Origin of the sequence: Streptomyces montanus (genome assembly GCF_005786655.1) — a bacterium.
Taxonomy (GTDB): domain Bacteria; phylum Actinomycetota; class Actinomycetes; order Streptomycetales; family Streptomycetaceae; genus Streptomyces; species Streptomyces sporangiiformans.
In genome coordinates this window covers 4179-17198 of the sequence record NZ_VBZC01000068.1, presented here as the reverse complement: position 1 = coordinate 17198, position 13020 = coordinate 4179, and the positions used below count along the sequence as shown (strand labels likewise).

The 13020-nt window shown below is 69.1% G+C and carries 11 protein-coding genes; 4 read left to right on the top strand and 7 right to left on the bottom strand.

Features of this window, described 5'->3' with window-relative positions; translation table 11 throughout:
- The first annotated feature begins 87 nt into the window (after positions 1–87).
- On the top strand, positions 88–2649 hold the full coding sequence (locus tag FE633_RS39425) for an NACHT domain-containing protein (RefSeq protein ID WP_138049979.1): 2562 nt from the start codon (positions 88–90) through the stop codon (positions 2647–2649).
- Between the two features lie 50 nt (positions 2650–2699).
- The gene (locus FE633_RS39420; RefSeq protein WP_138049978.1) at positions 2700–5264 is read left to right on the top strand and encodes an NACHT domain-containing protein; all 2565 of its coding nucleotides are present in this window, start codon (positions 2700–2702) and stop codon (positions 5262–5264) included.
- A gap of 20 nt (positions 5265–5284) precedes the next feature.
- Here the strand turns inward: FE633_RS39420 and FE633_RS39415 are convergent, their stop codons facing one another.
- Complete coding sequence (locus FE633_RS39415) at positions 5285–5920, bottom strand: maleylpyruvate isomerase N-terminal domain-containing protein (RefSeq protein ID WP_246114034.1); 636 nt, start codon at positions 5918–5920, stop codon at positions 5285–5287.
- Positions 5921–6136: 216 nt separating this feature from the next.
- Between FE633_RS39415 and FE633_RS39410 the strand changes: the two genes are divergently transcribed.
- Positions 6137–6775 carry an HAD family acid phosphatase gene (locus FE633_RS39410; RefSeq protein WP_171060305.1) on the top strand — a complete coding sequence of 213 codons (639 nt, stop codon included), beginning with the start codon at positions 6137–6139 and terminating at the stop codon, positions 6773–6775.
- An 87-nt stretch (positions 6776–6862) separates the two neighbouring features.
- On the opposite strand, the gene FE633_RS39405 is transcribed toward FE633_RS39410, so the two are convergent.
- Positions 6863–9388 carry an ATP-dependent Clp protease ATP-binding subunit gene (locus FE633_RS39405; protein WP_138049975.1) on the bottom strand — a complete coding sequence of 842 codons (2526 nt, stop codon included), beginning with the start codon at positions 9386–9388 and terminating at the stop codon, positions 6863–6865.
- Positions 9389–9818: 430 nt separating this feature from the next.
- On the opposite strand from FE633_RS39405, the gene FE633_RS39395 reads away from it, so the two are divergent.
- Positions 9819–10469: an SCO3374 family protein gene (locus tag FE633_RS39395; RefSeq protein WP_138049974.1), complete on the top strand. Its 651-nt coding sequence runs from the start codon at positions 9819–9821 to the stop codon at positions 10467–10469.
- Here the strand turns inward: FE633_RS39395 and FE633_RS39390 are convergent.
- From FE633_RS39390 to FE633_RS39370, 5 genes are all read right to left on the bottom strand, one after another.
- Complete coding sequence (locus tag FE633_RS39390; protein WP_119101409.1) at positions 10448–10783, bottom strand: histone-like nucleoid-structuring protein Lsr2; 336 nt, start codon at positions 10781–10783, stop codon at positions 10448–10450. The genes FE633_RS39395 and FE633_RS39390 overlap by 22 nt on opposite strands.
- Positions 10784–11020: 237 nt before the next feature.
- On the bottom strand, positions 11021–11560 hold the full coding sequence (locus FE633_RS39385) for an amino-acid N-acetyltransferase (protein ID WP_138049973.1): 540 nt from the start codon (positions 11558–11560) through the stop codon (positions 11021–11023).
- An 11-nt stretch (positions 11561–11571) separates the two neighbouring features.
- Positions 11572–12057: a BlaI/MecI/CopY family transcriptional regulator gene (locus FE633_RS39380; protein ID WP_138049972.1), complete on the bottom strand. Its 486-nt coding sequence runs from the start codon at positions 12055–12057 to the stop codon at positions 11572–11574.
- 121 nt (positions 12058–12178) lie between these two features.
- Positions 12179–12364, bottom strand: coding sequence for a hypothetical protein (locus FE633_RS39375; RefSeq protein WP_138049971.1), 186 nt, complete (start codon positions 12362–12364; stop codon positions 12179–12181).
- A gap of 51 nt (positions 12365–12415) precedes the next feature.
- Positions 12416–13012 carry a hypothetical protein gene (locus FE633_RS39370; protein WP_138049970.1) on the bottom strand — a complete coding sequence of 199 codons (597 nt, stop codon included), beginning with the start codon at positions 13010–13012 and terminating at the stop codon, positions 12416–12418.
- Positions 13013–13020: the final 8 nt, after the last annotated feature.

Genomic DNA, 13020 nt, shown 5'->3' with positions numbered 1-13020 from the left:
GTCATGTCACCGGGAGGCAAGATCCAGAGACCTGGGAATGTGACGGGGCCCGCACAAAGGTGCTGGTGGTTCGCCTACGCTCGGCACATGGTCGACGCCGGAGTGCTAGGGGCCCGTATCGCTTCCAGTGCGGTCACGCCGCTCGTGAAGAAGCTCTTCGTGAAGGATCAGCCGGGGGCCGGACTGGTGAGCAGGCCGGTGCGGATCTCGGCGCTGGTGTCGTTCGGGCGGGAGAAGCGGGACGTCACGCCGAAGGACGTCGAGAAGGTCGCGGAGGAGCTGGTCCGCAGGGCGCTGAAGGCCGCCGGCCCGGGGGAACGGCCGGTGAGGACCGAGGAGGCGGTGGCCGTCCGGCACGCCCTCGCGCATTCCCTCGCGGCACTCGGGACGATCACCATCGACGACTACGAGGCCGTGGCCCTCGGACCGGAGGAGTTCGCGCGCCGTCTCCGTTCCCACGCGGCCGTCATCTCCTTCGGCCTCAGCGGCGACGGCGAACTCCTCTACGAACAGCTGCTGCGCACCGCCTCGTTGCACATCCTGAACTTCTTCACGCAGCGCTCCACATACATCGCCCGGCAGCAGACCGCGCAGAGCCGGCAGCTGGCGCGGCTGGTGCAGGCCGTGGACGTACTGCTGGAACGCCTGCCGTCCCAGACGGCCGAGGACACGGGGTTCGAGGCTCGGTACGCGGACCACATCGCCGGGCGGTACGGAACGCTGACCATCTACGGGCTGGACACCGGGACGAGCGAGTGGTCGCTCGACACGGCGTACCTCAGCCTGGAGGCGACCCGGGAGCAGGAGCGCGACGGGCGGAGCGGCGGGCTCCAGGTGCCCGCCGAGCAGGTGCTGGCGCAGCACGACCAGGTACTGCTGCGCGGCGTCGCGGGATCCGGGAAGACGACGCTGGTCCAGTGGCTCGCGGTGACGGCGGCGAGTCGTACGTACGACCATGGGCTGACGCAGCTGATCGGGCGGGTGCCCTTCGTGCTGCCCATGCGCAGGATCGTGCGCCCGGGGGCGGAGTTCCCCATTCCGGGGGACTTCCTGAAAGCCGCGGGCAGCCCCGTCGCCGGGGAGCAGCCGGCCGGCTGGGTGGAGCGTGTACTCCGGGCCCAGCGGGGTGTGCTGCTGGTCGACGGGATCGACGAGATCGCCGGCGACCGCCGGGAAGCGGCCCGGCGCTGGCTGCGGGAGCTGACCCGGACCTTCCCGGGAAACCTGTGGCTCGTCACCTCGCGCCCCTCGGCCGTTCCGGAGCGGTGGCTGGACTCGGCGGGCTTCCACGAGCTCACGCTCTCCCCGATGGCACGCGACGACGTCGCCACCTTCGTACGGCGCTGGCACCGCGCCGCAGGAGCGGACGAGGCCGAAGGGACATCCCTGCTGCAGGCCGTACGGACCACGTCCGAGTTGAACCGGCTGGCCACCAACCCGCTGATGTGCGGCATGCTCTGCGCGCTCCACCGCGACCGGCGCGGCTTTCTGCCCCAGGACAGGAAGTCCCTGTACGAGGCCGCCCTCACTATGCTCCTCGAACGGCGGGACCGTGAGCGGGAGTTGGACCATCCCGACGGGGTGCGCATCCCGTACGCGACCCAGGTGCAGCTGCTGCAGAAGCTGGCCTGGTGGCTGATCCGCAACACCCGCTCGGAGATGGACCGTTCGGACGCGCTGCACATCATCGGGCAGGCGGTACCCGCAGTGAACCTGGACGGCACCGCCGAGGCGGTCTATGCGTCGCTGCTGTTGCGCTCCGGGCTGCTGCGTGAACCGGCCGACGGGCGGGTGGACTTCCTCCACCGGACCTTCCAGGACTATCTCGGGGCACGGCTGGCCGTGCAGGAGCTGGACTTCGACCTGCTGGTGAACCACTCGGAGGATGACGAGTGGGAGGACGTCATCCTGCTGGCCATCGCGCACGCGCGGCCGAAGGAGGCCGAGCAGATGCTGCGTCGGCTGGTGGGGCAGGACACGCCACGCGGGAAACTGCTCGCCGCGGCGGGGCTGCGGTATGCGGCGGAGGTGGAGCCGGCGGTGCGGGCGCAGGTGGAGGAGGGGGTGGGGTCACTCGTTCCGCCGCAGTCGCTCGCGGAGGCCGACAGGCTGGCACTGGCCGGGGGCGATCTGTTGCTCGCGCTCCTGCCGGGCCCGGAGGACATCAACAGCAAGACGACGGCGTACCGGGTGGTCGAGGCGGCGGCCCGCCTGGGCAGCGAGAGCGCACTGCACTTCCTGGCCCGCTTCCGGGACCATCCGGCCGAGGCGGTCCAGAAGACCCTGGCAGCGGCCTGGCAGCGCTTCGACCGCGAGCTCTACGCGCGCGACATCCTCGCGCACCTGCCCCAGCAGCGTCAGGTCTTCGTACGGGATGCCGAGGACCTCCGCACGCTCCGTTCCATCGGCGGCTGGGAGGACATACGGGTCCGGGGCACCTACCGGGTCGAGGACCTGACCGAACTCATCGTGCCCGAGCGACTCGCCCATCTCTCCCTGCAAGCACCCCATCCGGTGGAAGGGCTCGCCTGGCTCGCGGCCTTCCCGAGCCTCGTGGACGTCTATGTGGAGACAGGGGTGAGCACGGCCGTGGAACAGCAGATCCCCGCCTGGATCGAACTCATCACCCCTCAGTCCAGGCCAAGTTGACCTACCCTTGACTCTCCACAACAGCCCCACCACCAGGGACGCAGATGCCCATGGAGCCCGTTGTCCGCATTCCCTCCCCCCTCGCCGCACCCCTCGTACAACGGCTCTTCCGCACCACGCCAAGGCAACTGCCGACCCTCCCCGAGCTGATCGCCGCCTTCACCACCTGGCGCGGCCCCGAAGCCCCCGCACACCCGGACGAAGTCCACCGCACAGCCGCCGAGTTCATCCAGCTCGCCGCCGAGACGCACACCACCCCCACGGCCGAACTGCCCGCAGTGGTCGACGTCCTGGCCTGCACCCTCCTCGCCATCGGCGAACTCGACCTCACCGACGTGGACGCCGTACGCCTCGGTCCGCAGGACTACGCGCGGCGCCTGCGCGGGGCCGTCCAGGGCGCGGACCGGGACCTGTCCCCCGACGCCGCCTGGTTCCACGACGCACTGCTCGTGAACATATGCCTGCACGTCCTGCACCACTTCATCCGGCGTTCCCCGCACATCCAGCGCCATCTGCCGGAGCGCTGCAGCCGCATCCGCCAGCTCGTCGACCTCAACGACACCGAGGCGGCGGCACTCCAGCCCGAACGCTCCCAGCAGGACGCGGACTTCGAGGCCGCCTACGTCGAGGAGGTCGTGCGTCAGCACGGCTGGCTGACCATCGTCGGCGTCGACTTCCCGAACGCGCCGGACCGCTGGCTCCTGGAGGACACCTATCTCAGCCTGGAGGCCGAGGAGAGCAGCGGCCGCGGGGACACGGCCGAGCAGCGGACCGTGCTCCTCGCGGACCGGGCGCTGGAGGGGCACGAGCGGGTCCTGCTGCGCGGCGTCGCGGGCTCCGGAAAGACCACCCTCGTCCAGTGGCTCGCCGTGGCCGCCGCCCGCGAGGGGGCGCGGGTGCCCTTCGTCCTGCCCGTACGCCGTTTCGCCCGCGAGGGTTTTCCCGCGCCCGACGACTTCCTGCACGCCATCCGTCATCCGCTCGCCGACCGGGCGCCCGAGGGGTGGGTCGTACGGACGCTGCTCGCGGGCCGTGCCCTGCTTCTCGTCGACGGGATCGACGAGGCCCCGGAAGAGACGCGCGGCAAGCTGCGCGACCAGCTCCGACGCCTGCTGCGCATATTCTCCGGAAACGGATGCCTGGTCACCTCCCGCCCCTCCGCGGTGGCGGACGGCTGGCTCACGGACGAGCGCCTCTCGGACGAGGGGTTCGTGGAACTGTCGCTCGCGCCGATGTCCCGGGACCAGGTGACCCGGTTCATCCGGGACTGGCACTCGGCGGCGATGAGCGACGAGCACTGCCGGGAGCAGCGGGACCGGGACGAGCTGAAGGAGTACGAACAGCGGCTGCTGCACTCCGTACGGATCTCCCGCGAGCTGCGCCAGCTCGCCACCAACCCCCTGATGTGCGGCCTGATCTGCGCGCTCAACAGGGACCGCTCCGGCTCCCTCCCCCAAGGCCGCAAGGAGCTGTACGAAGCGGCCCTGGAGATGCTGCTGCAACGCCGCGACCCCGAGCGGGACGTGCTGTACGCGGACGACGTGCGCCTGCAGCAGGAACCCCGGGAGCGGCTGCTGCAGAAACTCGCGCACGCCATGGTGGAGGACGGCGTCTCGGAAATGCCGTGCCGCAGGGCGGTCGCCATACTGGACGGCGCGCTGCCCGCCATCCCCGCCGCGCGCGCTGAGGGCGACGGCGAGAAGATCTTCCGCCATCTGCTGCACCGCACCGGGCTGCTGCGTGAACAGGCGGGCCTTTCGGTGGACTTCATCCACCGCACGTTCCAGGACTATCTGGCCGCCAAGGAGATCGTGGCCCGGGGCCGCCTGCGCACCCTCGTCGACCACGCCCACCAGCCCGAGTGGGAGGAGGTCATCCGCATGGCCGCCGCCCAGGCCCGCCCCGACGAGTGCGGCGACTTCCTGGAACTCCTGCTGTCCGCCGCGCCCAGGCTGCGCAGGCCCCAGGTGAACCACCGGCGGCTGATGGCCGCGGCCTGCCTGGACCATGTCACCGAGCTCGACCCGTCGGTCCAGCGGCTGGTCCACGACCGTACGAAGAACCTCGTCCGCCCCACGACCGAGCTCGCCGCCCGCGGTCTGGGCTGGGTGGGGCCCATCGTCCTGGAGCTCCTCCCGGACCCCGAGCAGGTGCCGGACGACCAGCAGGCCCTGCTCCTCGCCATCACGGCCACCCGCGTCCAGGACGACGCCGCCATCGACTACCTGTCCCGCCTGCGCGGGCGCTCCTCCCTCGCGATACGCACGGAACTCGCCCGGCCCTGGCGGCACTTCGACACGGAGCGGTACGCGCGGGAGATCATCGCCCATCTGGATCCGGACGGCCTGTACTTCCCCGTCTCCGACACCGCCGAACTCGCGGCCCTGCGCAACCTCGGCGGCCGCCCCCGTGTCCAGCTGGCCGGCATCATGCCCAACGCCGAACTCATGGACGGCCTGGACCACACCCAGCTCACCCACCTCTGGCTCAACGCCGAACCGACCGACCCGGACATGTCCTGGCTCTCCCGCTTCCCCCACCTCCGCGTCCTCCGCGTCAACCCCCGCCTGCCGCGGGTACGGAACGTGCCGGAGGGGGTGAGGATCACGGCGTAGGCCCAAGCACGGAGTGTGGATCAGAGGGCGTTGATCGCCGAAGGTGCGCGCTCCGTCCGGGCCAGGGCTCGCAGTAACGCGGCCTGGCCATGCCGACGGGCGGCGAGTCGGGCCAGCAGCGTGAGCACGGGATCGAACGCGGCGGCCGGGAGTTCCGGCGCGGCGATTCCCACGCTGACGGCCAGGTCGTCCGTGTGAACGGCCAGCTCCATCATCCGCGTCACGAGGAAGTCGTCGAGGCTCAGCGCCCAACCTGTCTGGGGCATGAACACGACCCAGTCATCCCGGAACGCCGGGAGGGCGGCCTCCTGCTCGGCGAGCATGGCGCGGGCCCGCGCACACAAGGCCTGAGCACCCTCGGAGGCGATCCCCTCACCTTTCGCCCGAATGCCGGCGTTGACCTCGCCGTCGAGCGGCGCATCGATCCACGCGGCACGCGCGTAGTGCTCAAGCAGCGGGATCGGCGCCGCGTCGGTTGTCGGCTCCCGCAGAGCGGGGCTCACACTGAAGACCTGGTACGCGAGGTGACCAGCCAAACCGCCGACGGTCATCTCCGCCAGCGCGCTGGACTCCTCCCACAACGCCCCGACTTCGGGCGCACCCAGCAACGTGACCGCCTGAGCCGCAACGTCCAGATACGCGTCCTTGAGACTCATCAGCCCCCCCCATGATCGACCGCCCCAAGTATGCGGCCCGTGTGGTCCAGCACGCGATCGACGCCGTAAGACCGTGAGCGCTCTCTAGCCCAACCCCACTTGGGCGCCTTACAGTTACCCCTCGGTAACGTCCCCGCTCCCCTGTGGCCTCACAGGCCCGTGACGATGCAGCGCGACCCCATCTCCCTCAGTGTTCCGACGCGAGAGGAACCCCCCATGACAGGAAGCAGCTGGCAGCGCTTCATCGGTGTGACGGCCGCCGCCACGGCCGTCACCGCGGCGCTGGTGACTCCTGCCGCGGCCGCGGCACCGGCCGCCGCTCCGGCCGTGGCCACGGCCACCACCAACGCCGCGGCGGCGGACGTCGACTACGACACCTGGCAGAAGGACTGCCAGGCGGTCATGGACCAGGCGTTCCCGTACCTCAAGCAGCGCATCGCCGGCGCCGGAGCGGGCGAGAAGCAGGCGATCGTCTTCGACATCGACAACACCACGCTGGAGACCGACTTCGGCTTCAGCTACCCGAGCCCCGCCAACGCTCCCGTGCTCGAAGTGGCCAAGTACGCCCAGGAGCACGGCGTCGCGATCTTCTTCGTGACCGCGCGCCCGGGCATCATCTACTCGGCGACCGATTACAACCTCAAGCACGTCGGCTACAAGGTGTCCGGGCTCTACGTCCGCAGCCTGGGCGACCTCTTCAGGGACGTCGCCGAGTACAAGACCGCCAAGCGCGCCGAGATCGAGGCCAAGGGCTACACGATCATCGCGAACATCGGCAACAGCGCCACCGACCTCTCGGGCGGGCACGCAGAGAAGACGTACAAGCTGCCGGACTACGACGGCCAGCTGTCCTGACGCACTGGCCTACTGACGTCCACCGGACACGCGGACGGGGCCGGTGCCCAAAGGCACCGGCCCCGTCGTCACAGCGTGGCCCGGAGGCTACGCCTCCTTGCTCAGGTTGGGACCAGCCCCGCCTGCGGCCTGCTCGATCGGCGGGACGTCCGGCAGTGCCGACTTCTCCTCGCCCCGGAAGGTGAAGACCTTGGTCTCGCCCTCGCCCTCCGTGTCGACGACCACGATGTGGCCGGGACGCAGCTCGCCGAAGAGGATCTTCTCCGACAGGGAGTCCTCGACCTCGCGCTGGATCGTGCGACGCAGCGGACGCGCGCCGAGCACCGGGTCGTAACCCTTCTTGGCCAGCAGCTCCTTCGCGGACTGGGAGAGCTCGATGCCCATGTCCCGGTCCTTGAGTCGCTCGTCGACCTTGCTGATCATCAGGTCGACGATCCGGAGGATGTCGTCCTGGGTGAGCTGCGGGAAGACGACGACGTCGTCCACACGGTTGAGGAACTCGGGGCGGAAGTGCTGCTTCAGCTCGTCCGAGACCTTGTTCTTCATCCGCTCGTAGTTGGACTTCGTGTCACCCGCGGCGGCGAAGCCGAGGTTGAAGCCCTTGGAGATGTCACGCGTGCCGAGGTTGGTCGTCATGATGATGACCGTGTTCTTGAAGTCCACGACCCGGCCCTGGGAGTCGGTCAGGCGACCGTCCTCCAGGATCTGCAGCAGCGAGTTGAAGATGTCCGGGTGAGCCTTCTCGACCTCGTCGAACAGGACGACGGAGAACGGCTTGCGGCGGACCTTCTCGGTCAGCTGACCGCCCTCTTCGTAGCCCACGTATCCGGGAGGCGAACCGAAGAGACGCGAGACGGTGTGCTTCTCGCTGAACTCCGACATGTCGAGGGAGATCAGCGCGTCCTCGTCACCGAAGAGGAACTCGGCGAGCGCCTTGGACAGCTCGGTCTTACCGACACCGGACGGGCCGGCGAAGATGAACGAACCACCCGGCCGCTTCGGGTCCTTGAGGCCCGCACGCGTACGACGGATCGCCTTCGAGAGCGCCTTGACGGCGTCCTTCTGGCCGATGACCCGCTTGTGGAGCTCGTCCTCCATGCGCAGCAGACGCGAGGACTCCTCCTCCGTCAGCTTGAAGACCGGGATGCCGGTGGCGGTCGCGAGGACCTCGGCGATCAGCTCGCCGTCGACCTCGGCGACGACGTCCATGTCGCCGGCCTTCCACTCCTTCTCCCGCTTGGCCTTGGCGGCCAGGAGCTGCTTCTCCTTGTCGCGGAGGGACGCGGCCTTCTCGAAGTCCTGCGAATCGATCGCGGACTCCTTGTCGCGGCGCACGCCCGCGATCTTCTCGTCGAACTCGCGGAGGTCCGGCGGCGCGGTCATCCGGCGGATGCGCATCCGGGAGCCGGCCTCGTCGATCAGGTCGATCGCCTTGTCCGGCAGGAAGCGGTCCGAGATGTACCGGTCGGCCAGCGTCGCGGCCTGGACGAGGGCCTCGTCGGTGATGGAGACGCGGTGGTGCGCCTCGTACCGGTCACGCAGACCCTTGAGGATCTCGATGGTGTGCGGCAGCGACGGCTCCGCGACCTGGATGGGCTGGAAGCGGCGCTCCAGGGCCGCGTCCTTCTCCAGGTGCTTGCGGTACTCGTCGAGCGTGGTGGCGCCGATGGTCTGCAGCTCACCGCGCGCCAGCATCGGCTTCAGGATCGAAGCGGCGTCGATGGCGCCCTCGGCGGCACCCGCACCGACCAGCGTGTGCAGCTCGTCGATGAACAGGATGATGTCGCCGCGGGTGCGGATCTCCTTGAGCACCTTCTTCAGGCGCTCCTCGAAGTCACCGCGGTAGCGGGAGCCGGCGACCAGCGCGCCCAGGTCCAGGGTGTAGAGGTGCTTGTCCTTGAGGGTCTCGGGCACCTCGCCCTTGACGATGGCCTGCGCCAGGCCCTCGACGACGGCGGTCTTGCCGACGCCGGGCTCGCCGATGAGCACGGGGTTGTTCTTCGTACGGCGGGACAGCACCTGCATGACCCGCTCGATCTCCTTCTCGCGCCCGATGACCGGGTCGAGCTTGGACTCACGAGCGGCCTGCGTGAGGTTCCGGCCGAACTGATCCAGGACCAGGGACGTCGAGGGAGTCCCCTCGGCGGGACCACCGGCGGCGGCGGTCTCCTTGCCCTGGTAACCGGAGAGCAGCTGGATGACCTGCTGCCGCACCCGGTTGAGGTCTGCGCCCAGCTTGACCAGGACCTGGGCGGCGACGCCCTCGCCCTCCCGGATCAGGCCGAGCAGGATGTGCTCCGTGCCGATGTAGTTGTGGCCCAGCTGAAGGGCCTCGCGGAGCGACAGCTCCAGGACCTTCTTGGCACGGGGGGTGAAGGGGATGTGCCCGGACGGGGCCTGCTGCCCCTGCCCGATGATCTCCTCCACCTGCTGGCGGACCGCCTCGAGCGAAATCCCGAGGCTCTCCAGGGCCTTAGCGGCGACACCCTCACCCTCGTGGATCAGGCCCAGGAGGATGTGCTCGGTGCCGATGTAGTTGTGGTTGAGCATCCGGGCTTCTTCCTGAGCCAGGACGACAACCCGCCGCGCGCGGTCGGTGAACCTCTCGAACATCGTTAATCGCTCCTCAGAGCGGTCAGGCAGTAAGGGGACGCTCCCCTCCCTGTCCTTCCGCAGCTTAGTCCCGCAAGCGGGGACCGCTCATTCCAACTGCCGACACCGTCCATGGCCTCCTGACCGCGAACGCCGACATCTGCTCCAACCCGATGGTGGGAGACGATGTTCCCGCAGGCCAGGCAGATACCCTCACCATCTGTACGCCGATGGCGAACGTGAGATGCCCAGACGTTGCGTGTCGCCCCTCTCACTAGGGATGTCTTACCCGTACGCACTGACACTCCATGCCGCGTGCACCGGTTCCCTCCGCTATGGGCGAACATCCTTGCGCCGCCGAACGCCTCCGAGCGCCCCCATTTCCGGCACTCTGTGCGTACGAAATGGCACCCAGCGTAACTCGAACGCTCCACGGGCAGTTGCTCCTGGCATGTCCCACCCGTCTGCCGGCCACTGCCCCTCATCGGGACGCCGCGCGCCACACGCATCTGCCGTCGTACCCCTTCCTCTTCCTCGCCGACCACTCGACGCCGGTGCCCCGGGACAGCAGTCGCCGGTGCGGCAGTGGTACGAGAACGAACTGGGCTGGCCGACAGTGCCCGGACCACCGGTCGAGCTGCTGACAGGGCTGCGCTTCGACGTCCTGGACGTGCCCGCGGAGGCGGGTTACGCGGCGCTGCGGCATCTGGGGCCGGGCTCTCCGGTGGCCGTACGGGCGGACCGGATGTGGCTGCTGGTGGCCGCGGGAAGCGCGGACGAGCTGCCGGGGCTGCTCGACTGGCTGGAGTGGGGGTCCCTCTCGCTGGACCTCCGGGCGATCGGCGCGGGCGGGCGCATCGAGGCGCCGCTGCCTCCGCGTGGTGCCCGGAACCCCGCCGTGGACAGCTCGCAGGGGGCCGCCGTGTGGTTGCGACCCCCCGGGACCTGCTGCGAGGTGGAGCCTGCGTTGCCGACCCTGTCGGCGCTCGGCGGGGGCGGTGGGGGCGCCCCCGAACTCGTACGACTCGTGAACACGATGGCAACGCAGTGCCATCGCATCCGCCTGCGGCAGACAGCCGCTCAGGCGTTGGCCTTCTCGTAGGCCTCGCGAATGGACGCCGGAACACGGCCGCGGTCATTGACCTCGTAACCGTTCTCCTTCGCCCAGGCACGGATCTGCGCGGTGTCCTGACTGCCACCGGAAGCGGCGCGCGCCTTTCCACGACCCCCCGAAGCACGGCCTCCGGTTCGACGACCGCCCTTCAGGTACGGCTCGAGAAGACCACGGAGCTTGTCCGCATTAGCGGTCGTGAGATCGATCTCGTACGTCTTGCCGTCCAGCGCGAACGTCACGGTCTCGTCCGCCTCGCCGCCGTCGAGGTCGTCGACAAGAAGGACCTGAACCTTCTGTGCCACCGGATTTCCTTTCATCGATATCTTCAGGGCCGAGGGTCCGCGGCGGGTGCCGCTGTTTCACGTCCCCTGTTATATGCAGTACTGCAGTACGTCGGAAAGCAAACCGCTTTTGCTGGAAAAACACAAACCCCTGACAGAGACCGGGAGAGACCGAGGGGAGCCGGGAAGACCGGAAACGTGCGCGTTTCGGACATAGGCCCCCTGGGCAAGGGTGTCCGCCGTATTACCCGTCGGCGATCACAGATGCAGAAGCATCCGGCTGTTGCCCAAGGTGTTCGGTTTCACTCGTTCGAGACCGAGGAACTCCGCCACGCCCTCGTCATAGGAACGGAGTAGCTCCGCGTAGACATCCCTGTCAACGGGTGTCTCACCGATCTCGACGAAGCCGTGCTTCGCGAAGAAGTCGACTTCGAAGGTCAGGCAGAATACCCGGCGAACGCCGAGCCAGCGGGCGGTCTCCAGCAACTTCTCCAGCAAGTGATGGCCGACGCCGGCGCCCTTGAGCGTGGGGTTCACCGCGAGAGTGCGGACTTCCGCGAGGTCTTCCCACATCACATGCAGTGCGCCACAGCCGACGACCTCAGTACTTGAGCCGGCATCACGTTCCGCGACCCAGAACTCCTGGATGTCCTCGTAAAGCGTCACCGTCGCTTTGTCGAGCAGGATGCCGCCGCGGACGTACGCGTCAAGGAGGCCGCGTACCGCCGGGACATCACTGGTCCTGGCCCGGCGGACGGTGAGGGCTTTAGTGGTGACTTCGGGCTGCTCTGCTGGCATGACCCCGGACGCTATCGCCCGGTGCGCCCCTTGGCGGCGGCGGGGTTCTCGTGGACGGCGTTCTCGCCGGCGGATTCGCCGGCAGCGGTTTCGGCGGCGGCGGTTTCGGCCGGGGCGTTCTCGCTGGTCGAGGTTTCGGGGCCTTGTACCATGCGAACGGCATCGCGCAGCGCTTCGCGCTGTTCCGGGGACATCATGCCGAAGAAGGCGACGAGAGCGGCGGCCTGGTTGTCGCTCTGCGACCAGGCCTCGTTCATGAGTGCGGCCGCGTAGGCGGCGCGGGTGGAGACCGCCTCATATCGATAGGCCCGGCCTTCCGCCTCGCGGCGTACCCAGCCCTTCTGATGGAGATTGTCCAAAACGGTCATCACCGTGGTGTACGCGATGGACCGTTCCTGCTGAAGATCTTCCAGGACTTCTCGAACGGTCACCGGGCGGTTCCACTTCCACACCCGCGTCATGACCGCGTCTTCGAGTTCTCCCAATGGCCGAGGCACAACTCAAACCATAGTGGTAGCTGCCACTAATTACGTGATGAACGTGGCTTTCGTGACGGATGGCAACAAAAAGGGCGCACGACTCGGAACGCGGATGAGTCGTACGCCGTGGCGCGGGGTTTCAGGCGTCGCGGTCGCGCTCGCCGGAACCCGGGCGGGCCTGCTCGGCGCGGGCGAGGGCGGCGTCGACGACCGCGTCCTCCTTGGCCTTGTTGGCGCCGCCCTGGCTCTTCACGATCGTCACGATCAGACCGATGAAGAACACAGCCATCACGACGGGGGGCACGAGCGCGGAGACGTAGTCCATGCGCTCCAGAGTAGCCAGGCGCGGCGCGGCGGGCGGATCGGGGGCGGTGGCCTATCCGGCCACGAGCTGCTCCGAGGGTTTGGCCGGCGGGGCGGGGGGCTTCCGCTTGGGCGGGAATACCTCGCCCGGGGTGGGGATGGGGCGGTGCGGCTGTGACGGCTTGGGCTCGGGTTGCGGCTTGGGCTTCGGCTGGGGCCGCGGGGCAGGCTTTTTCGCCGGCTTCTCCTCCGGCTCCTCGGTCGCGGCGCACGCGCCTTGAGGGCCGCTGGGGGCGAGGCCGCCGGGGAGGGCGGTCAGGCGGGGGCGTTCCGCGGGGGCGCGGCAACGGTTCAGGAGGGTGGCGGCCGCGGGATTGCCGCGCAGGGCGCGCAGCGCGGCGAGGTCGTCTTGGGTGGGGCGGTACCCGTCGCTGAGCGCCTCCTCCAGAAGCGTCAGATACCCCGTGACGGCGCCGGGCAGTGCGGCCCGATAGCGGGCGAGGTCGGCCAGCAGGAAGGCGCGCAGCCGGGCGCCCTCGCGGGCCGCCTCGTCGACGGACTCGGCCAGGCGGAGGCAGTCCTGGACGTCCTCGGCCGAAGCGGGGCTGGGATGGAGGGCGAGAGCGAGCGCACGGCGGAGCACACGCAGCTCCTCCGCGCCGAACGCCATGCCGCCGC